The organism is Rothia koreensis (genome assembly GCF_052232265.1).
GTDB classification, from domain to species: domain Bacteria; phylum Actinomycetota; class Actinomycetes; order Actinomycetales; family Micrococcaceae; genus Rothia; species Rothia koreensis.
Window position 1 is genome coordinate 1,820,586 of record NZ_CP197643.1, and the last position, 21,201, is coordinate 1,841,786.

The following is a 21,201-nucleotide window of genomic DNA, read 5'->3' on the forward strand; positions in this document are numbered from 1 at the left end:
ATGATGGAAGTTCTCACACTGACCATCTGCCGGAAGACCTCGACGTGCACCACGCTACCTTCGCGACCCCTGATCTGACCGTGTTCTGCCATCTCGACGAGCTCGGCCTCGTGGCCACCGGTCAGCTTTTTGAGCCGGATCGCGCGGTGATCGAGTGCCGCGTCGCCGAGCCGGATCCGTGGTGCCGGGGATGCGGTAGCCAGGCGCTCTCGCGCGGGACGGACACGCGGCGTCTCGCCCACGAGCCGTTCGGTCATCGCCCGACGACGCTGCTGGTCCGGGTCCGCCGCTACAAGTGCTCGGGATGCGGACGGTCCTGGCGTGAGGACCTCACGGCAGCGGCGCCCGAGCGAGCCAAGCTGTCCCGTAGCGGGATGCGGTGGGCGTTGGAAGCGCTCGTGATCGACCACCTCACCGTCGCCCGCGTCGCCGCCGGACTCGGTGTCGGTTGGCACACGGCGAACAACGCGGTCCTCGCTGAAGGGCGTCGAGTGCTGATCGACGATCCCGCCCGGTTCGACGGCGTCGCCGTGATCGGCGTCGACGAGCACGTCTGGCGCCACACGAGAGTCGGCGACAAGTACGTCACCGTCATCATCGACCTCACCCCGAACCGCGACAAGACCGGCCCCGCCCGTCTGCTGGACATGATCGAGGGTCGCTCGAAAGCCGTGTTCAAGACCTGGCTCGCCGCACGCCCGCAGGACTGGCGCGATGGTGTCGAGGTCGTCGCGATGGACGGGTTCACCGGCTTCAAGACCGCCGTCAGCGAGGAGCTCCCGGACGCGCAGGCGGTGATGGACCCGTTCCACGTCGTCCGCCTCGCCGGCGACGCCCTCGACACCTGCCGTCGTCGCGTCCAGCAGTGCCTGCACGGCCGGCGGGGCCGCAAAAACGATCCGCTCTACAAGGCCCGCCGCATCCTCCACACCGGCGCGCAGCTGCTCACTGACCGGCAGCAGACCCGTCTCGAGGCACTGTTCGCGGTCTCCGAGCACGTCGAGGTCGAGGCGACCTGGGGCATCTACCAGCGCGTGATCGCTGCCTACCGCGAACCCGATCGGAAGACGGCGAAGAAGCTGATGACAGCCGTCATCGATTCCGTCTCCAGCGGCGTCCCCGCCGCGCTCGTGGAGGTCCGCAAGCTCGGCCGCACGCTCAAGCAGCGCGCCGCCGACATCCTCGCGTTCTTCGACCGGCCCGGCACGTCCAACGGGCCAACAGAGGCGATCAACGGGCGCCTGGAACACCTCCGCGGCTCCGCCCTCGGATTCCGGAACCTCACGAACTACATAGCCCGATCGCTGCTCGACACCGGCGGCTTCAGGAACCACCTACACCCTCAAATGCGATGAGCCCGTTTTCTTCGCCGGAAAGAATCGTTCCCCAAGGGGTGAGGCTGCCGGAGCAATTGATCAGGGTTCCCCGGACCTTGGTTCCGGAAGGATCCGACGAGGTCTTCACGAGATCCGATCCTGCAGCGGGACCGACGAGGGCGAATTCCGTGGTAGCCGTGATGCGCCGGTTGTATTTGCCCATGACCGGCCGCAGTCTCCCGTCCCGGTCGTTGCCCTGCACCTCGACGATGCTCAATCCGTGGGATTCCCATTCGGTCCGGACCTGTTGTTCTGTGGGGTTCTCGGGGTCGTATCCGGGAAACATCTGTTGCGGCGTCGTGTACTCGTGGTTGCTGACCAGGAGGAACCTGTTGCGTTGGCCCTCGAACGGCAACAGTTCGGCGAAATCGCAGTTGAATCCGAATTGGCCGGCGGCCGATTCGGGGGACTGGTGGTTGAGGTCCCAGTTCGGCGCACCGGGGACCACTGGGTCGCCCCAGCGAATCACGACGTCGCTCGTGTAACCTTGCGGGACTTTGAGTGCGTCTTCCGTGTTGGGGGCCACCGCCTCGAATCGCAGTCCTGGTGGTGTGGAGGACGACGCACCGGCGGACGCTCCTCCCGACGCGCCACCGGGCGCGCTTGCCTGGGCGTCCGGACCGCGCGCCGCCAGAACGCTGGCGCCGCCAACGGTTACGGCGGCCGCTCCGAATCCCTTGAGGACGGAACGTCGGTCGAATGTGCGTCTCACAACGTCGCGAAAGTATTCGTTGTCCGACGTGTTCGGGACCGGCTTGGCGCACGCGTTCCCACACTTGTAGACGCAGGTGCGATGAGAGCGACCGGACGTGAAGTCCAACAAGTTCAACAGAGTACGGCCTTGAGGGGACAAATTTCCTCCTGTGCGGGATCGTGTGATGCATGGGGTGGTCGAAGCCACGCCTAGAACCTAGGCGTGAGCCGTTACTCGGAGCCGGCCGCGCGGTGTAGGACACGGCAACTCAGGGTTAACGGCACGCGGGTCCGCGCGGAGTTCCTCGTCTCACGTCGGCGGAAGGGTTCGTGATGGCGCGCTGTCCCGTAGTATGGCAAGGATGTGCGTGCTCGTCGTGGCAAATGAGCCGGCGTTCGACGCAAACACTCCTCCTTCCCTGACTTTTCGAAAGGCCCGTTCACTCCATTGATTACCGTTTCCAACCTCGAATTGCGCGTCGGCGCCCGTCTCCTCATGGACGAGGTGAACTTCCGGGTGAACAAGGGCGACAAGATCGGCCTCGTCGGGCGCAACGGTGCCGGCAAGACCACCATGACCAAGGTCTTGGCCGGTCAGGCTCTGCCGGCGGACGGTGAGGTCTCGAGAAGCGGGAGCATCGGGTATCTGCCGCAGGACCCCAAGGTCGAGGACATGGAGCAGACGGCGCAGGACCGCATTTTCTCGGCGCGGGGCTTGGCCGGCGTCGTCGGACGGATGCGTCGGGCCCAGGACCAAATGGCTTCGGAGGACCCGAAGATCCAGGCCAAGGGGATGAAATCCTATGACCGGCTCGAGGCCGAGTTCATCTCCGGCGGCGGCTACGCGGCGGAGTCGGAAGCGGCAACCATCACGCACAACCTCAACCTGCCCGACCGGCTCCTCCAACAACCCCTGCGGACGCTCTCGGGCGGTCAACGGCGGCGCGTCGAGCTGGCCAGGATCCTCTTTTCGGATGCCGACACGATGCTCCTCGACGAACCGACGAACCACCTGGATGCCGACTCCGTCGAGTGGCTGCGCGAGTTCCTGAGGAACTACCAGGGCGGGCTTCTGGTCATCAGCCACGACGTCGAACTCATGGAGCTCGTGGTCAACAAGGTCCTCTACCTGGACGCCATGCGTTCCACCGTGGATGTCTACAACATGGACTGGAAGCACTATCAGCAGCAGCGCGAGCAGGACGAGCACCGGCGCAAGCGCGAACGGGCCAACGCCGAGAAGAAGGCCGGCGCGCTCATGGAGCAGGCAAACAAGATGCGGGCCAAGGCGACCAAGGCCGTCGCGGCACAGCAGATGATCAAGCGCGCCGAGCGCCTGATGCGTGAAGTCGAGCCGGAACAGGCCCATGACAAGGTCGCTGCCATCCGGTTCCCGGCACCGACGTCCTGCGGCAAAACGCCGCTGCGAGCGAGCGGTCTGTCGAAGTCCTACGGATCGTTGGAGATTTTCAATGACGTGGACCTGGCCATCGACCGTGGTACGCGAGTCGTGGTCCTGGGCCTCAACGGCGCCGGAAAGACCACGTTGTTGCGTATGCTTGCGGGCGTGACGGAGCCTGATTCGGGCCAGGTCGAGCCCGGCCACGGGCTCAAGCTCGGGTATTTCGCGCAGGAGCACGACACCTTGGATGCCGACCGGACCGTGTTGGAGAACATGAGAACCGCCGCTCCCGATCTTCAGGACACTCAGGTCAGGACCATTCTGGGGTCCTTCCTCTTCCAAGGCGACGACGTCAGCAAGCCTGCGGGGGTCCTTTCCGGCGGGGAGAAGACCCGTCTGGCCCTGGCAACCCTGGTCGCCTCGAGCGCGAATGTTCTGTTGCTGGACGAGCCCACCAACAACCTGGATCCGGCGAGCCGCGAGGAGATCCTCAACGCGCTGAAGACCTACGAGGGCGCGATCGTGATGGTCTCCCACGATGAGGGCGCCGTGGAAGCATTGTCCCCGGAAAGGGTCCTCATGCTTCCGGACGGAATCGAGGACCACTGGACCAAGGAGTACCAGGACCTGATCACCCTGGCGTAGGGCCTCGCCCGGAGTCTTCCGCGCGTGATGCGCGATCCCGCTCGAGGGCGTCCATGTAGGCGTCCTCGAGTTCTTCGTCGGTGACGTGCTTGCGCTGGCGCGGGGGCTTCGGTCGGACGATCGCCTTCATGTGGGAGGGCATGTCGTCCATCATCTCGATCTGACGCAGCACGATCGCCTCGTCGACGTCGCCGATATAGCGGCCCTGCTCGTCGTAGAACTGCCCGTAATACTGCTCGAGTTCCGCCGCAAGCTGCGCATCGAGACGATCATTGCGGACCTTCTGCCGCGCGCACCACCCGTAGGCCACGTAGACCAGGATCGCGAAAGCGTACCACTGCATGGAGTAGGACAGGTTCGGCCCCGCGTCCTGCTCGGGTTCGCCGAGGGCACTGGGAGACGTCGGGGGAGCCGGATCCTCCGAGGCCATGATCCCGTATCCGGACTCGGCCATTGGATAGGAGACGTCCTTCGCGAAGTCCTTCAGATTGATCGAGGCGATCTGCCCCTCGGGGGCACCCTTGCCGGTGTCGGCCTCGCCGGCCTGGAGCCGAGCCGTCAGCTGGATCTCGCCCTCGGGCGGGGCAGGAACGTCGGACTTGGGCGCCGCGTTCGAATCTCCGGATCCCACCCAGCCACGGTCGATGAGCACCGTCTGGCCGCTCGTGGTGGTGAAGGGGACCAGGACCTCGAAACCGACGCTGCCGTCATGCGGTCTGTTCCGGACCAGCTTCTGGTCCTCCGGGTGATAGCTGCCCTTCATGGACACCGGGGTCCACTGTTTGCTGGACGTGTAATCGGAAAAATACTTGCCGGCCTGATCGAAGGATTCGGGTTCGGCGTTGTAGTTCTGACTGATGCGGCTGTTTCGGTAGTCCAACGCTTCCTTGCGATCCATCTGCCATCCGGCCAAGTAGACGCAGATCAGCGAGAACAGAATGCACAGGATGAACGCGCCGATCCACTTGCCGGACAGAAGGAATTTGTACACGAAAGGTCTTTCTCGTATGGGCTCCGGACGAGCCCGGTCAGTCGTGCGTGTCCTCGAACGGCACGACGTCTTTCAGGAACCCGCGTGCCCTGAGGAAATCCGCCAGCCAATCCCGGTGTTCCTGGCACGCCAGCCATACTTTACGCCGTTCGGGTGTGTGGATCTTGGGATTGTTCCATTCGATGCGGAATGAGGCATCTCTCGTGCAACCCTTGCGCGAGCACATCGGGGTGTCGGGTGCCGCGGATGTTCCCATCAGGTCATCGAGATCCACTCAACGCTCCTTCTTCCTCGAATGATCATGGCGACTGCGGTCAGTGGTGGTGACCGTGGTGTCCGGTCCGAAACTCGCCCTCGATGATTTCGTCCTCATACATGGGGGCGTCCCGCGATCCGGCGTCCGAGTCGGCTGTCCGCGTGTCGTTCTCCGCATGGTCCTGATGCTCCGAATCCTGGGAGTCCTCATGGTCCGACGTCGCGGATGAGCCCTGTTCTTCGTCGTAGTCCTTGCCGGGGATCAGTTCGCGCGGAGTCGCCCCTGGGACGTAGGAAACGTCCTTGACCTCGGCTCGATCATTGCCGTTGGCCAGAACCACGGCCACCCAGGGCAGAACAGCGACGCCGACCACCGCAACCCACCGGATCCACCCGTCGAAGACGACGGCAATGATCAGACAGACAATGCGCAGGCCCATTTGCAGTGCATACCGCTTCATGCGGTGATCGATGCCTTCGCTCTGCGGAGCCTGAGCTTCGGTAATCGTGTGGAGATCCTCGGTCTCTTCCTGAGGGACGTGCTGATGGCCGCGTCGAGGCATGATGGGTCCCTCCTGAAACCGTCGATCGATGGGTCGTTGCAGTTGATTCCATTCTTCCACCCCGGTCAAGGTCGAGCGTGCCCGACCGAGGCATTTTCGGGCGGGCCAGGTGTTCTTGGGGCCCAAGGGGTCTCCGATAGGATGAACCACTGGGAAGACTAGGCCACGTCCAGCTGCTTGGCTGGATCGATCCGGAAGGACAGCATGACAGCAGAGAACACGACGGCGGGTTCCGGGGACGAATTCGTACCCAGGACCGTTCTGGTCACGGGCGGAAATCGGGGCATCGGACGCAGCATCGCAGAGGCATATCGTGAGCAAGGTCACCGGGTGTGTGTCACATACCGGTCCGGGGAGGCTCCGGAAGGATTTTTTGCGGTCCAAGCCGATGTGACGGACTCCGCGTCCGTTGACCAGGCCTTCACACAGATCGAGGCCGAGTACGGGCCGGTCGAGATTTTGGTGGCCAACGCAGGCGTCACCCGAGACACCCTTCTGCTGCGCATGAAGGAAGAGGACTTCACCGACGTCGTCGACACGAACCTCACGGGCGCCTACCGCGTGGTCCAGCGAGCCGCCAAAGGGTTCCTGCGCAAAAAGTTCGGGCGCGTGGTTCTCATCTCTTCGATCGTCGGCCTCTACGGCTCCCCGGGCCAGATCAACTACGCCGCGTCCAAGGCAGGCCTCGTCGGGATCGCTCGGTCGTTGAGTCGCGAACTGGGTTCCCGCAACATCACGGCCAACGTGGTGGCCCCGGGGTTCATCGACACGGACATGACGGCGGTTCTTCCCGAAGAAACTCAGGCGAAGTACTTGGACGCCATCCCCGCGCACCGCTTCGGCCGACCCGAGGAAGTTGCTCGGGCCGTTCGTTGGGTCACGAGCGACGAGGCCGCCTACATTACCGGTGCCGTGATCCCCGTCGACGGCGGCGTCGGGATGGGTCACTGACCCGAAAAGGTTCACGGCGCAGGTCGCGTCGGACAGCACGAGAAACCGCAACCGAACGCGTTGCGACGAGTCGAAAGGACATCATGGGCACGTTGGACAACAAGTCCGCCATCATTACGGGATCCTCCCGCGGGGTCGGAGCCGATACGGCGAAGATCCTCGCTGGTGAGGGCGCGGGCGTCGTCGTCAACTACCGACAGAAGGCTCCCCGAGCGAACAAGGTAGTCAAGGAGATCGAGGAAGCGGGCGGTCGGGCGGTGGCCGTCGGAGCCGATATCACCCAGCACGGCGACGTACAGAACCTGGTCGATGCCGCGGTCGAGGCCTTCGGCGGTCTCGACATCCTGGTGCTCAACGCGTCCGGCGGAATGGAGACGGATCTGGGGGAGGACTACGCACTCCGCCTGAACCGCGATGCGCAGCTCGACCTGATGCGTACGGCCGCCGAGGTCATGAAGTCTGGTTCTCGTATCGTCTACGTGACCTCGCATCAGGCCCACTTCATCAACGATGTCGAGACGATGCCCGAATACGAGGCCGTCGCGCGGTCCAAGAGGGCCGGCGAGGATGCCCTGACGGACGAAATCCCGGCCCTGAGCGAGAAGGGCATCGAGTTCGTGGTGGTCTCCGGGGACATGATTGAGGGCACCGTGACCGCGACCCTGTTGAACCGTGCACGCCCCGGAACCCTCGACGAACGACGCAGCGAGGCCGGCAAGCTCTACTCCGTGGAGGAGTTCGCCCAAGAGGTGGCCGCGATGGTGACCGCCGACGTCGACACCGGGCACGTGGAACTCGTGGGTGGCGCACGAGGATTCGTGGACTGAACGCTTCCCTCCCAAGGCGCGAAAGGGCGGGCAACCGGGCCTCAATGGCCCGTTGCCCGCCCTTTCGTTGTGCCGGGACTTCTCTTCTACAGGTCCACGAAGTGACGCACGGCATCGAGCCGCGGGATGTTGACTTGGGCGTCAGCCGTGCCGCGGAGGGCGTCCTTGGCGTTGAAGGCGACGCCGAGCCCAGCGGCGTCGAGCATCAAACGGTCATTGGCCCCATCGCCCACGGCGACAATATTCTTGGGTCCGACGCCGTACTCCTTGGCCCACTGTCGCAAAGATGTCTGCTTCACGTGCGCATCGACGACTTGCCCGGTGACCCGGCCGGTGAGCATCCCGTCCGCGACGTCGAGGCGGTTGGCGCGGGCATATTCGAGGTCGAGCTGACGGGCAATGGGTTCGAGTATCTGGATGAAACCGCCGGAAACCACACAGACCGGGAAGTCACGCGCGTGGAAAGCGTCGACCAGGTTCTTCGCTCCCGGTGTCAGAGTCAAAGCGCGGGAGACTTCGCCCAGAACGTCCTCGGGGTGTCCTTCGAGGGTCGACACGCGTTCCCGGAGTGACTCGGCGAAGTCCAACTCGCCTCGCATGGCCCGTTCCGTGACCTCCGCGACGTGTTGCCCGACCCCAGCCCGTTCGGCCAGCTCGTCGATCGCCTCCTGGCACAAGAGCGTCGAATCGGCGTCCAGTATCAGCATGAGCTTGTCGGCGCCGCGTAGGGCGGGATCGACCACGTTGATGTCGTAACCGCTCACGGCTTGGTCCAGGGGATCCGGCCGCAACGTGCGCCGCAACTCCGCGAAATCGTTCTTCCACGCGACGTCGATCAGTACCGCGGTGTAGGCAGGCCCCGCCGCCTGCGGAATCCGTGTGCCGTCGGCTTCGACCTGCTGCACCGAGGGCGAAGTCAGGGACAAGGCATTCAGAATCTTGGCGCCCGAACGCTCCACGAACGAGTACAGAGACCGATGGTCGTCTGTTTGGGGGGACGGTGCGAGGGCCACGACGCGGAAAGTTGTGCTCATGGTGTCCATCCTATGAACCCCTCGCGGCATAAGCCCAGGGCATCCGGTGACGCGCCGGTCGATGCGTCACAGCTGGCTCGAGGGCAGGTCCGTGGCTTAAGGTCGTGAGTATGAGTGCAGTTTTGGAGTTGGTCGACGTCTCCGTCGTCCGAGGCGGGCCGAACAACCGATTGATCGATGGGATCACCTGGACCGTCAATGAGGGCGAGCGCTGGGCCGTTCTCGGTCCGAACGGTGCCGGCAAGTCCACGTTGATGAGCGTCTGCGCCGCCCGACTGCACCCGACCACGGGGATGGTGGATATCCTCGACGAAATCCTGGGGGCCGTTGACGTCTTCGAACTTCGGCCTCGCATCGGTCTGACATCCGGTGCCATCTCCCAGCAGATTCCCCGGAACGAAACGGTGCGCGACGTCGTCGTGACGGCGGCCTACGGCGTCACCGGTCGGTGGCGTGAAGGCTACGATCAGATGGATCACGAACGGGCGTCCGAACTCTTGGGCCAGTGGGGTGTCGAACACCTGGCCGACCGCACGTTCGGCTCCTTGTCCGATGGTGAACGCAAACGCGTGCTGACCGCACGGGCCCTCATGACCGACCCGGAACTGATGATCCTGGACGAGCCCGGGGCCGGGATGGACATTGCTGGCCGCGAGGACCTGGTCTCCCGATTGACGGACTTGGCCAGGGACCCGCAGGCGCCCACAACTATTCTGGTCACTCACCACATCGAGGAGCTTCCCGAGGGCCTGACGCACATGCTGTTGCTCAATCACGGCCGCATCGTGGCCAAAGGGCCCATCGATGAGGTCCTGACCAGCGAGAATCTCTCCACCGCATACGAAATGCCCCTGGAGCTGACCAAGATCGGTGGCCGTTACACGGCCTTTGCCGCGCATTCATGACTCCTCTCGAAATAGGAATCATCCTGGTCGCAGGCCTGTGGGCGGGGGCCATCAACACCATCGTCGGGTCGGGCACACTGGTGACCTTCCCGGTCCTGGTGTCCATGGGAGTTCCGCCGGTCACGGCGACGATTTCCAACGCGATGGGCCTCATTGCCGGCAACTTCACCGGTGCTTGGGGCTATCGCAAGGAGTTGCAGGGTCTGGGCAGGACCCTGTGGAAACTCATTCCTTGTTCTCTCGTCGGTGGGATCATCGGCGCCTACCTGCTGCTTCACCTGCCGGAGTCGGTTTTCGAGGCCATCAGCCCCGTGCTCATCGGGGTCGCTCTGTTGTTCGTGATTTTCCAACCAAAGCTGCAGGCCGCGGTGCGCCGGCGCCAGGAACGTTCGGGCGTGCCCAATGACGACGACCAGAAGCAGCCGATCATCCTGTACGCCCTGGTGTTCTTCGCCGGAGTCTATGGAGGTTACTTCGTTGCGGCCCAGGGTGTCTTGCTGCTGGGGATCCTCGGCGTCTTCCTGATGGCCTCGCTGCAAGGCTCCAACGCGATCAAGACCGTCCTCGTCGCCGCGGTCAACCTCATCGCCGGCATCTCGTACCTGCTCTTCGCCTTCGATCGCATCGATTGGTGGGTCGTCCTTCTGATTGCCATCAGTTCGATGGTCGGGTCCCTGGTCGGCGCCAAGATCGGCCGGCGGATGAAGCCCGTGGCTCTTCGCATCGTGATCGTTGTTCTGGGCCTGGCCGCGATCGTCAAAATGGTGTTCTTCGACTGACGAAGAGCGCAAGTAATCTTGGATCCGTGATGAAGAATCCCCAGTACTCCCCGGCCGATCTGGCCCGCCGCCGGGAACATGTCAGCACGATTCCGAGCGTGGTCCGGGTTTCGGGCGAACAGCTCTCCGCGTCGGACGGGCGTTCCGAAGACCCGGTGCTCAGAGACCTTCGTTTCTATCGAGGTCTGACGGACGTGCGGATGCGCACCTCCCGCGAGTCCGAGTGGGGCGTCTACATCGCTGAGTCATCCAAGGTGGTGCGCCGGGCGCTCGACGCCGGCCATGAGCCGCTGTCCTTCCTGACGTCCGACAAGTGGGCGGCCGATCTCGAGGACGTGCTCCGCTGGCACCCTCACGCGCCCGCGTACGTTGCCGACGACGATGTTCTGGAGGAGCTGACCGGCTTCCACCTGCATCGGGGAGCTCTGGCCGTCATGCGGCGGCCTGAGCCGAAGCCGCTCGAGGAAATATTGGACGGTGCGAGGCGCATCGCGGTCCTGGAGGACATCGTTGACCACACCAACGTGGGCGCCGTGTTCCGTTCCGCCGCGGCGCTCGGCGTCGACGCGGTCCTCACCACTCCACGATGCGCGGATCCCCTGTATCGCCGTTCGATCCGGGTCTCGATGGGCACGGTGTTCCAGGTGCCGTGGACTCGGTTGGGGGACTGGCCGGCCGACCTCCAGGAGCTTCGAAGCCTCGGATTCACTACCGCGGCCCTGGCTCTGACCCCTGACTCGATCACGATCGGTGAGCTCGCACGGAAAAACCCCGAGAAACTGGCCCTGATTCTGGGCACGGAGGGGGACGGCCTGTCCCGGACCACGATTGACGGAGCGGATGAGACGGTCATGATCCCCATGGGCCACGGAGTCGACTCCTTGAACGTGGCGGCCGCCTCGGCGGTCGCGTTCTATGCGACCCAGTAGACCGACCGTTTTACCGGCGAGACGCGAGTTACACGGGCTTGGCTCGCGGATTCCTTCTGCCCGAGGGTTCTCCGTGGTAGCGTGGTTTGGTCGTCGGTCCTCGACGGCCGAGTCGTGGCGTCGCAATGACCGGCGTCCGACCTCATTCATCCCAAGACCCAGGGCCTGGCAAAATCCAGTCCACAGAAGAGGCACATTATGCAGACCGATATCCACCCGGACTACCATCCGGTTCTCTTCCGCGACCTCGCGTCCGGAAAGACCTTCCTGACCCGTTCGACCGCTACCAGCTCCAAGACGGAGACCTGGGAAGACGGCAACGAGTACCCGCTCATCGAGGTCGAGATCTCCTCCGAGTCCCACCCGTTCTACACGGGCAAGCAGCGCATCATGGACTCGGCCGGCCGTGTCGAGCGCTTCAACGCTCGCTTCAAGAACTTCGGCAAGACCAGCAAGTAAGGGTCTGCCACACCGAGAGGTGCCGGGAATCATAATTGATTCCCGGCACCTTTTGTATGCGCTCGGGCTAAAATTCAGAGAAGCCCGAGACAGTATGCCCTACGACCCCACGGAGTCAGCCCAAGTCGCTCTCGAACGACCTCATGGACCACGAGGAACAGCCCAGGCCGCGTCGCAGGAAGAAGCGCCGCAAAGGTTTGGTCGCCATGGGGATCGCCGGGTCGCTGCTGCTCGTCGCCGTGATCGCGGTCGGCGCCTACTTCGCCAACCTTGCCCACAACTTCGATGCGGGCACACAGAAGTTCAGCAATGCACTGCCCAACGACGACGATCGTCCGGCGGAAACCGGGGCCTACAACGTTCTGTTGCTCGGTAGCGACTCCCGCAAGGGCGAAAAGGACGAAGCCGATGTGTCCGGCGAACGGGCCGACACCATCATGCTCCTCCATGTTCCCGACGACGGGGGACAGGCCTACATCATCTCGATCATGAGGGACACCTGGGTCGATATCCCGGGTCACGGACAAGCCAAGATCAACGCTGCGTTGGATCTCGGAGGCGTGCCGCTCGAGGTCAGGACCATCGAGAACATGCTCGACACCCGCATCGACAATGTCGCGGGCATCAACTTCGAGGGCTTCAGGGATCTGACCAATGCGCTAGGAGGCGTGACGGTCGACGTCCCGGTCGGATTCACCAATGGTGACGGAGAGACCTTCGAACAAGGTCCTCAGAAGATGGATGGTGATCGAGCGCTCACCTTCGTGAGGGAGAGGTACAGCTTCACGGATGGCGACTACCAGCGTGTCAGGGACCAGCGAGCGTACATGCGCGGGGTGCTGAAGGAAATCGGCAGCCCCCAGACGCTCGCCAACCCGGCCAAGGTCAACGATCTGGTCAAGAAATTCTCGCCCTTCATGCAGGTCGATGATTCGTTGAGCTCGACGCGTGCCGCCAAAATCGCCATGAAAATGGGGCCCAATGGTCTTCGGAACATGAAAATGATGACCCTCCCCAACTCGGGAACCGGCTGGTCTCCCGACGGCCAATCGATCGTGAACCTCGACCAGGACTCTGTCGACAAGTTGGGCAAGGCCATGAAGGACGGCACCATGGAGGACTACTCCAAGAGCGTCGGTACCGACTGAATCAGTCGATTCATCGGCTCCGCAGGCGACGACGCCGCCCCGGTCTGCGGAGCCTCAGCCCCGCGGTGCTCAGCAGATACCCACCGAGCAGACCGGCACTTCCTGCGCCTGAACCGATGAGGAGAGACTGCCAGTGCCTGAACCGATCAGGCTGGTAGGAGATCACCTTGGCCGACCCATTGATCACGGCGGCCAGGACCGCGCCGGCCACGAGCCTGTTGCCCACGACCTCGACCCGGTCGATGAGTTCTTCGAGCTCGTCGGCGCGCAAATGCACGTCGAAGCCGCCGTTTTCGATCACGCCCATGATTTTCCGGAAGGAACTGGGCACCTCGACGCCGAACTCCACGGCTTCCCGGGTCAAGGAAGACAATCGTTTCGCCAGGGCATCGAGGGATATCCTGCTCGTCACGAAAGCGGACGCGTAGGGGGAGAGCACGGCGATGAAATCGAATTCAGGATCGATCAATTCGCCGAGTGACTCGGCCGTGGCGATCATGCGAATCAGAAGCGCCGCTTCCGGGGGAAGGCTGAGCTGATGGCGATGCAGCATCGCCATGACGTCCGCGAGCACCTTGCCGATGTTGAGATCATCGAGGCTCTGCCCCGAGTAGTGGCTCAGGAGCCGAGCCATCTCCGGCTCGACTTCCTGGGGCGTGACGTTCCGACCGTGCGAATTCGTCAACCGGACCACGGCCCTGCTGCACTGGCGCGCGTTCTCCGTCGTCAGCCCGATGAAGAGGGGGAGCATGTTGTCCCGGAACTCGTCGTCCAGCTCGCCGCACATGCCGAAATCGATGAGGTTGATCGTCCCGTCGGGCCGCACGAAAAGGTTCCCGGGATGAGGATCCGCGTGGAACAAGCCGAATTCGAAGACCATCCTGCACATCGCGCCCGTTGCATTCACCGCGAGCCGATGCCGATCGACCCCGTTGGCCTCCAACTGTTCGACATCGCTGATCTTGATACCGCTGACCCGCTCTTGGGTCAGCATGCTCGAGGTCGTGGCTTCCCAGAAGATCGTGGGGATGTGCAGTTCGGGGTCGTCGTCGAAGTAGGTTGCGAAACGGTCGCAGTAAGTGGCCTCGATCGTGTAGTCGAGTTCTTCCCGAAGCGTGCGGGCGAATTGTCGGCTCAGTTCGACGACGTCGTACTGCTTGGCGATCGGTACATAGCGGCTCAACAACGCAGCGATGTCCGAGATGATGTCGAGATCCTGCTGGACGTCCTCCAGGACCCCTGGCTTCCGGAACTTGATCACGACCTGTTCTCCCCGCAGAACACCCGCGTGGACCTGGCCTATTGACCCGGTGGCCAGTGGCTGCTCATCAATGGACGCGAATTGCTCGAGCATGGCCTCTTCCGGCTGCCCCGAGAGCGCATTGACCAGTTCAGCGAACGGTATCTGGGACGAATCGTCCTGAAGCTTGGCCAACTCACGCGTGTATGCCGGCGGCAGGAGATCCTGGCGCGTCGAGACCAACTGGCCGACCTTGATGAAGGTCGGGCCCAACTCTTCCAGGGCCATGCGCAGATGCTCGGGTTGGGTGTGGCGGGCCTGAGGATCCAACCTCCGGACGCGACGCAACGACCCAGCCAACGGACCGCCCAGCCCCTGGACGAGGAAGCCCAGCCCGTGTTTGACGAAGACCTCGCCGATCTGCATCAGCCGATCGGCACGGGTCCTTGCCCGTTCAAGCATGGAAAACCGTCAGTCCCTGGGGTCGCGGTGTGTCGCGTGGTATTGGTCCTGACCTACGGTTTCGTAACCGTCGTTCTCCTCGAAGGCGTATTCGTCGTCTTCGTATGCTTCTGTCCCGGGCTCGTCGACGTCGAATTCTTCGACCTCGTCTTCCGGGAAGCTCTCGGTGTCCTCGGCCAAGTACTCCTCGTCGTCCTCGAAGGATGCGGACCCATGGAGCGACGGATCTTCGTCCCTCTCGTCGGTCGAGGAGCCGACGTCGTCCACGTCCTGATCGGCCGGGTCCAACTCGTCATCGTCGACGTCGTCGTCCGGCTCGTCATAGGTGAAGTCCTCGTCCAGCCGTGCCGGTGTGCGCAAGCGACCGAAATAGAGCCCAGCCAGGCCGAGAACCGCTCCGACGATGATCGCCACGACCCCCAGGCCCGGTTTGAAGAAGACGCACACGATGCCCAAAACCAGGATCAGGGCACCAAGAATTCCGAGGCCGAGCAACGCGCGGGAATCATTGCCCAGCGAGCTCCCCGGACCGCGCATGGCGGTACTGCCGTGCGTGGAGGGATACGCCCGATACGGTTCCTCTCCGGGTCTCGGCGGACGCCGCAGATCCGGATCTTCTTCCGCATCCGACGGCACGAAGGCAGGATCCAGTTCGTAGTAATCCTGCTTCGGCTTGAGCTGGGGCAGGGAATTCGGCAGATCCAGGTACCAGGACCGAGGGAGGTCCTCCGCCCGAACGGCCTGGACGGTCAAGGACAGTTCGAAGGAACTGCCTCGGATCGTGCCCCATACGGCCGTGAGCTTGTTGTTCTCGAAGGCATACCGAACCACTGGGGCCAGTTGTTCGGACATCTGGGTGCTGAGACGGCCGACGATCCTGCGATCGTGCAGAACGTCCACGGTATCCACTTCGCTGCCATCGGCGAGCTTGTGCCGGTTGGCTTCGAGCGTCAGAATCACTCGTCCCTCACCGGAGACCGGCAGGACGTCGTGGAGGTATTCGGCGTGGTCGTTCTCGTTCAGGACTTTGACGCTCGGGCCCTGGGGGAGTAAGGCGGCCCGAGTGGGCGACGTGTTGATCGGGAACAGGAGTTCGGGACGGGACACGGAAAGAACGGCCTTGGTCTCGAGACGAACCTGCCCCTTGTCCCGACGGAGGGTGGCCCAGTAGCGGATCGGCGCCACCGGCACATATCCGGAGACGACGATGCGTGCCAGAGGCTTCCAGTATCGCTCCGAGTCCTCCTGGGTCATCCGTGCCACCTTGTGACCATTCACCCAGATCGCGACGCTGTCCGGGGAATGGGGGTTATCAGGTTCGGGCACCAGATGAGCCACCGAATCCACGACCTGCTCCCGGTCCAGGCGATAGTTCTCGAACAAACGCAGAATCTCGGCGTCGTAATAGTCCTCTGTGACAAGCTCCAGGGATCCACGATCATTGAGCGCGTATTCTGTCACGGCGAAACTCCTCCAACGTCCCTTGGTGCTCGAAGCAACTTGTACAAGAATCTCACAGTTTCCCGCCGTGGCACCGGTATTGGCCCTTGAGAAGCGCATGTCGTGTTGCTCTTGACACGAGACTTCCATATCGGAGTCGCTGTTGTGGGACTTGGGCTCACTCCCACGTCGATCGGATGCTGGCGGCCCGTCGGGCATCTTCGAGCCTCTCGGTCAGCTCCCGCCGGAGCGAACGAGGGGCATCGCCGTGTTCCGCGAGCCAGGTCTCTGCACCCGCCACGGCGTCGACGTCCTCATCCGGCCCCGGGAACAGGCCATTGATGATCCGCGTGGCCATACCGATCGAGTGCTTCTGCCACACATCCTCCAGGCGAGCGAAGTAATCCTCGGCCAGACCCGTGCGGAGCGACGACGGCCCGATGCGGAATCCGCTGGCGGAGGCCGAGAGGAGGTCATTGGAGAGATCGTCGTCGAAAATGCTGGACCAGGCGCGCCTCTTGTCCTCCGCGTGGGGCAGGGCAGCGCGGGATCTGGCTGCCCCGAGGGCAGCATGCTGGCTGGGCGTTGACCCCAGAGAGGATTCAATGTCTTCTCGGGTCAGGGCACCGTGGGCCGCGAGGGCTGTCCTGGCCGACCAGACCAGTTCGTCGCTCAGGCTCAGTCCGTTCCAGCGAGGCTGCTCAGGATTCTTCTCGGCAAAGTCCACCAGTTCCTGTGCGAACCGTTGCAGCCGAACATCATGCCTCGCCAGGATGAGTGCGTGACGGGCGAGGATACTCTGTCTGTCGCTCTCTTCCTCGCAGAGCGGCAATTGCTCGGCGACCGCTGTGGCGAAAGCGCTCAGCGGTTCGTGCCTCGCAGTGGGGGACATGTACACCAGGAGCGCCGTTTCGGCATGGAGGAGCATCGTATCGAGCAACGTTGCGGACTGTTCGGCGCCCAGCCCCTTCTCGACGTGGGCCGTGTAATCGCGCGGGTTGAGCGCTCCGCTCCTGACCATGCTCCATAGGGCGCTGCCGAGAACGGCACGATCGATGGGGGCGGCGAGCGTGTGTCCGTGGAGGAGAGCCGTTCGGAGCTCATCCTCACCGAACGAGGTCAGCGCGTACGTCTTGTCGTCCCGGTTGACCAGCACGATGCCCGACCCGGCTTCTACGGGCGGAACCTCATCCGTCGGCGTCGACATGCCCTCGGGCCCCGAGGGGATCTCGATGGACTGCTCGGCGGTTTCGCGCAGGACGCCGCCCTCGAGTCGGAAGGACGCAATGGTGAGCACGTGAGGGCGGCCGAGTGATTCCGAGACGGAATCGGGAAGCCGCTGTTCCAGGACGTGTGGTTGCGGGGCGTACGTCAGCGTGGTGACGCCGTCGGTCTCCAGCCACGCCCGCGACCATTCACGCAGATCCCGTCCGCACGATTCCTCGAGGACGTCCAGAAAGTCGGAGAACTCGGCCGTCCCGAACTCGTGGCGGGAGAAGTAGGTGCGGGCGGCGTCCACGAATCGGTCGAAACCGACGAATGCGACCAGTTGCTTGAGGACGGCCGCGCCTTTGGCGTAGGTGATTCCGTCGAAATTCTGTTTCGCCGCCTCGACGTCGGTAATGTCGGCAACCACGGGGTGAGTCGTCGAATAGAGGTCCTGGGTGTAGGCCCAACCCTTCCTGCGGTGCGCGAACGTGACCCAGGATTCCTCGAAACCGCAGGCTCGTTCGGCGGCGAGCGCCCCCATGAATTCGGCAAAGGACTCTTTGAGCCACAGGTCCGACCACCAGCGCATCGTCACGAGGTCGCCGAACCACATGTGCGACATCTCGTGCATGATCACGTTGGCACGTCCCTCGCGTTGGGCCAAGGTCAAACCTCCCGGGAAGAGGTACGCCTCGGTGAAGGTCACCAGCCCCGGGTTCTCCATGGCACCCAGGTTGTATTCGGGAACGAAGGCCTGGTCGTACTTTCCCCACGGATAGGGGTAGTCGAAGAGTTCCTGGAAGAAGTCGAGCCCCTTCGATACCAGGTCGAAGATCGCATCGGATTCCATGTGAACGGCCATCGATGCGCGGCAGTACAGGGACATCGTGGTCTGCTCAAAGCGATCGTTGTCGGGCCGGTGGAGCGCGCTGACCGTGTGGTACTGGCCCGCGAGGAGCGTGGTGATGTAGGTCGACATACGCAGGGTCGGAGCGAAGACTCGTTTGCTGACACCCGGTGTCGCCGGGTCCTCGTGGGTTGAGACGATCTCGGTATTCGACGCGACCGTCCAGTCCTCGGGCGCCGTGATCGAAAAGCGGAACACCGCCTTGAGGTCCGGTTGCTCGAAGGCAGGAAACACCCGTCGACAGTCACTCGGCTCATACTGCGTGTACAGGTAGGTGCGCCCGTCCTCGGGATCGATGAATCGGTGCAGGCCTTCCCCGGATCGGGAATAGAGGGAACGCCCACGAACGGTGAGGGTGTTCGTCGGCGCCAGCCCGGGAAGCCGGATCCTGCTGCCTTCCACGACGTCGGACACGCGCAGTCTGCGCCCGTTCAGCTCAACGGAGTCCACGCTGTGATGGATGTACTCGATGAACGTTTCCGCTTCCGTCGCTTCTTCCGTGTCGGCACGGAAGGTGACGGTCGTCGAGGTAGGAAAGGCCTGCATCGACGGGTCTGCGGCATGGGTGAGGTCGATGTCGACGTCGTACCTGTCGACCTCGAGGAGATCGGAACGGAAGCGGGCTTCTTCGGCAGTCAGATTGTCGTTGCGCACCATCAAAGTATAGGTGGCAAAAGTGTTCTGGGTCATTCGGCCAGGGACGAGGGACACGAAAGCGGGCCGCCTGCGCAGAGACGGCCCGCTCCGTGGTGAGTCAGGGAATCCGTCAGCGCTTCTTCCGCGCCGAACCCTTGTTCGATTTTCCTCGGTTCATCTTCTTGAGCGTCTTCTCATCGATCGGAGCATCCGAGGACGCCCTCAGCTTTCTGAAGTACTCTTCGGCATCGGCCTGGCGCACGGCCTCGATGCCGCTCGAGATCTCCGCACGCAGGTGGGCCTGCTTGTAACCGAAGGCTTCCACGAGCTGCAGCGAATACGGCTCGATCTTGTCCAACAACCTGTTGATGTACTCACCGAGAACACGGCCTCGTTGCGTCGAGACCAGGCCATAGGAGATGTACCAGCCGAGATTTTGCTCGATCAGGGTCAGGCCGAACAGGTCTCGCAGAGACGTCATGATCTCCGCGGTCTTGCCTTCCATCGTGCCGACCGCTTCGGTCATGGCTTCCCATTGCAACAGCTCGGCGTGCGAGCGCGCTGCGTCGATGAGTTTGACCTGCTGGGAGTTGAAGAGCTTGGTTGCGTCCTCCGGACGCATCTTCCTCGCCGGGCGCAGGGCATCGGCTGCTTCCGAGATCAGGGTGTGCACCCGGTCGCCCAGGAGGTCCCGCTGGATCTTGGGATCCTTGAGAGCTTGCGCCGATTTCTTGCTTCCTCCGGTGTCCTGGATGATCTGTGCGGCCCGGCGGAGCCCGGTCCTGTTGACCGCCAGATCCTCGGCCCGCGAGGACACATACTTCGTGATCGTCCCGAAATCGAGGCCCGCGAACTCCTTGGAATAGTCTCCGAGCAGACGCTTGGCCACCAGCTGCAAGAGAATATGGTTGTCGCCCTCGAACGTCGCATAGACGTCGAGATCCTGGTACAGGGACGTGAACCGGTTCTTGGTCAGGTATCCCGATCCGCCGCACGCCTCGCGGCACACTTGGAGGGTCTCCAGAGCATTCCACGTGGACATGGGCTTGAGGGCGGCCGCCAGGGTCTCGAGCTCGGCCCGGTTCTCCGGGGTATCCTCCCGGCCGGAGAACACACCGTCGAACGTTTCGAGCAGATCGTGGTGAGCGAAGGCTTGCGCGTACGTGCGAGCCAGCAACGGCAGGAGCCGACGCCGATGGAGCTGGTAGCTCATCAGCGTGGCCTCGCTGTCTCCGCCCGAAGAGAACTGGCGCCGTTCATAGGCGTACCTGATTGCGATGCTCAGCCCGATCTTGGCGGCATTGACTGACGATCCGTCCAAGGAAACACGCCCCTGCACCAGGGTGCCGAGGGTCGTGAAGAACCGCCGGCCGGGGGAGTCGATGGGAGAGGTGTAGGTCCCGTCCTCGGAGACCTGTCCGTACCGGTTCAAGAGATTGAACCGCGGAATCCGGACGTGGTCGAAAGCCAGGCGTCCGTTGTCGATTCCGTTGAGGCCGCCCTTGCGGCCATCATCCTCGGAGCTGACCCCGGGGAGGTTGTATCCTTCTTCGTCACGAATCGGTACGTAGAAGGCGTGCACGCCGTGATTCACGCCGCGAGTGATGAGTTGCGCAAAGACGACCGCTGCCACGCCGTCCTGGGCCGCATTGCCCAGATAGTCCTTCCACGCCGCCTTGAATGGAGTATGGATCACGAATTCGTCCGTGTCCGGGTCAAAGGTCGCGGTGGTCCCGACCGAGGCGACGTCGGAGCCGTGACCGATCTCCGTCATGGCAAAGGCTCCTGGCGTCTTCAACGACATGATGTCGGGCAACCACGCCCGATGGTGCTCTTCGGATCCCAGCTGATGAACCGCGGCACCGAACAGGCCCCACTGCACTCCGGCTTTGATCTGCAGCGAGGGGTCCGCGGCCACGAGCTCTTCGAATCCGGCAATGTTTCCGCCGGGGTTCTCCTGGCCACCCACATACTCGGGGTAGGCGCGGTGCACGGCTCCCTGGTCGACCAGAATCTTGAGCTGCTCCAGGACGCGTTTCCTCTGGTCCTGGTACGACGCAGTCTCGTCCTTGTGCAGGGCAGGGTCCTCGATCATGTCCCGAGTCGTCTGGCGGATCTCCTGCCACTTGCCCATGAGCTCATCGTGGATTGCCTCAACGTCGATCCGTTCCGTGCCGTGAGGATCCTGAACCGGACTGATCTCCTCGACCGGTCCTTGGGACGACGGCTCCGGGGAGCCCTTGTGCCGAGGCGCTGATTCGGTCTCCTGCGCCGTAGGCGCAACGTTGTCATTGAGCGGCATGGTTCCTCCTGTGGTCGAAATTCTGAAGTGTTTTGGTTCGTGTTGGTT

At 63.2% G+C, this 21,201-nt stretch carries 18 protein-coding genes; 9 read left to right on the plus strand and 9 right to left on the minus strand.

Going from position 1 to position 21,201, the window contains the following annotated elements; translation table 11 throughout:
- Nucleotides 1-44 precede the first annotated feature (44 nt).
- Complete coding sequence (locus ACTSLZ_RS08090) at nt 45-1,355, plus strand: ISL3 family transposase (protein WP_179628043.1); 1,311 nt, start codon at nt 45-47, stop codon at nt 1,353-1,355.
- On the opposite strand, the gene ACTSLZ_RS08095 is transcribed toward ACTSLZ_RS08090, so the two are convergent.
- Entirely contained in the window at nt 1,324-2,088 is a 765-nt protein-coding gene (locus ACTSLZ_RS08095) for a PhoX family protein (protein WP_443094672.1), read from the minus strand. The genes ACTSLZ_RS08090 and ACTSLZ_RS08095 overlap by 32 nt on opposite strands.
- Before the next feature lie 429 nt (nt 2,089-2,517).
- Here ACTSLZ_RS08095 and ACTSLZ_RS08100 point away from each other — a divergent pair, with 429 nt between their 5' ends.
- The gene (locus ACTSLZ_RS08100) at nt 2,518-4,116 is read left to right on the plus strand and encodes an ABC-F family ATP-binding cassette domain-containing protein (protein ID WP_443094673.1); all 1,599 of its coding nucleotides are present in this window, start codon (nt 2,518-2,520) and stop codon (nt 4,114-4,116) included.
- Here ACTSLZ_RS08100 and ACTSLZ_RS08105 read toward each other — a convergent pair.
- From ACTSLZ_RS08105 to ACTSLZ_RS08115, 3 genes are read right to left on the minus strand one after another with little or no spacing between them, the layout of a single operon-like run.
- A complete protein-coding gene (locus ACTSLZ_RS08105; RefSeq protein ID WP_443094674.1) occupies nt 4,103-5,107 on the minus strand; it encodes an SURF1 family cytochrome oxidase biogenesis protein in 1,005 nt (334 codons plus the stop codon). The genes ACTSLZ_RS08100 and ACTSLZ_RS08105 overlap by 14 nt on opposite strands.
- A 37-nt stretch (nt 5,108-5,144) precedes the next feature.
- Nucleotides 5,145-5,381: an acetone carboxylase gene (locus ACTSLZ_RS08110; RefSeq protein WP_420852865.1), complete on the minus strand. Its 237-nt coding sequence runs from the start codon at nt 5,379-5,381 to the stop codon at nt 5,145-5,147.
- A 40-nt stretch (nt 5,382-5,421) separates the two neighbouring features.
- Entirely contained in the window at nt 5,422-5,925 is a 504-nt protein-coding gene (locus tag ACTSLZ_RS08115) for a DUF3099 domain-containing protein (protein ID WP_129314355.1), read from the minus strand.
- 204 nt (nt 5,926-6,129) lie between these two features.
- Here ACTSLZ_RS08115 and ACTSLZ_RS08120 point away from each other — a divergent pair, with 204 nt between their 5' ends.
- Entirely contained in the window at nt 6,130-6,876 is a 747-nt protein-coding gene (locus ACTSLZ_RS08120; protein ID WP_129314356.1) for a beta-ketoacyl-ACP reductase, read from the plus strand.
- Nucleotides 6,877-6,959: 83 nt separating this feature from the next.
- On the plus strand, nt 6,960-7,703 hold the full coding sequence (locus ACTSLZ_RS08125; RefSeq protein ID WP_443094675.1) for an SDR family oxidoreductase: 744 nt from the start codon (nt 6,960-6,962) through the stop codon (nt 7,701-7,703).
- A gap of 86 nt (nt 7,704-7,789) precedes the next feature.
- Here ACTSLZ_RS08125 and serB read toward each other — a convergent pair whose 3' ends face one another.
- Entirely contained in the window at nt 7,790-8,737 is a 948-nt protein-coding gene (gene serB, locus ACTSLZ_RS08130) for a phosphoserine phosphatase SerB (RefSeq protein ID WP_443094676.1), read from the minus strand.
- Between the two features lie 110 nt (nt 8,738-8,847).
- Between serB and ACTSLZ_RS08135 the strand changes: the two genes are divergently transcribed.
- From ACTSLZ_RS08135 to ACTSLZ_RS08155, 5 genes are all read left to right on the plus strand, one after another.
- Nucleotides 8,848-9,642, plus strand: coding sequence for an ABC transporter ATP-binding protein (locus ACTSLZ_RS08135; RefSeq protein WP_443094677.1), 795 nt, complete (start codon nt 8,848-8,850; stop codon nt 9,640-9,642).
- Nucleotides 9,639-10,421, plus strand: coding sequence for a sulfite exporter TauE/SafE family protein (locus ACTSLZ_RS08140; RefSeq protein WP_178979812.1), 783 nt, complete (start codon nt 9,639-9,641; stop codon nt 10,419-10,421). The genes ACTSLZ_RS08135 and ACTSLZ_RS08140 overlap by 4 nt, the downstream gene beginning before the upstream one ends.
- A gap of 29 nt (nt 10,422-10,450) precedes the next feature.
- Entirely contained in the window at nt 10,451-11,350 is a 900-nt protein-coding gene (locus tag ACTSLZ_RS08145; protein WP_443094678.1) for a TrmH family RNA methyltransferase, read from the plus strand.
- Nucleotides 11,351-11,548: 198 nt separating this feature from the next.
- A complete protein-coding gene (locus tag ACTSLZ_RS08150) occupies nt 11,549-11,809 on the plus strand; it encodes a type B 50S ribosomal protein L31 (protein ID WP_129314361.1) in 261 nt (86 codons plus the stop codon).
- A 143-nt stretch (nt 11,810-11,952) separates the two neighbouring features.
- Nucleotides 11,953-12,957 carry an LCP family protein gene (locus tag ACTSLZ_RS08155; RefSeq protein ID WP_443094679.1) on the plus strand — a complete coding sequence of 335 codons (1,005 nt, stop codon included), beginning with the start codon at nt 11,953-11,955 and terminating at the stop codon, nt 12,955-12,957.
- A 10-nt stretch (nt 12,958-12,967) separates the two neighbouring features.
- Here ACTSLZ_RS08155 and ACTSLZ_RS08160 read toward each other — a convergent pair whose 3' ends face one another.
- The 4 genes from ACTSLZ_RS08160 to ACTSLZ_RS08175 form a co-directional block, all read right to left on the minus strand.
- Entirely contained in the window at nt 12,968-14,659 is a 1,692-nt protein-coding gene (locus tag ACTSLZ_RS08160) for an ABC1 kinase family protein (protein ID WP_443094680.1), read from the minus strand.
- A gap of 9 nt (nt 14,660-14,668) precedes the next feature.
- The gene (locus ACTSLZ_RS08165; protein ID WP_443094681.1) at nt 14,669-16,120 is read right to left on the minus strand and encodes a hypothetical protein; all 1,452 of its coding nucleotides are present in this window, start codon (nt 16,118-16,120) and stop codon (nt 14,669-14,671) included.
- A gap of 157 nt (nt 16,121-16,277) precedes the next feature.
- Nucleotides 16,278-18,905, minus strand: a complete 2,628-nt coding sequence (pepN, locus tag ACTSLZ_RS08170; RefSeq protein ID WP_443094682.1) for an aminopeptidase N — start codon at nt 18,903-18,905, stop codon at nt 16,278-16,280.
- A gap of 76 nt (nt 18,906-18,981) precedes the next feature.
- Nucleotides 18,982-21,153 (minus strand): acyl-CoA dehydrogenase family protein, encoded by a 2,172-nt coding sequence (locus ACTSLZ_RS08175; protein WP_443094683.1) that lies wholly within the window; start codon nt 21,151-21,153, stop codon nt 18,982-18,984.
- Between the last annotated feature and the right edge of the window lie 48 nt (nt 21,154-21,201).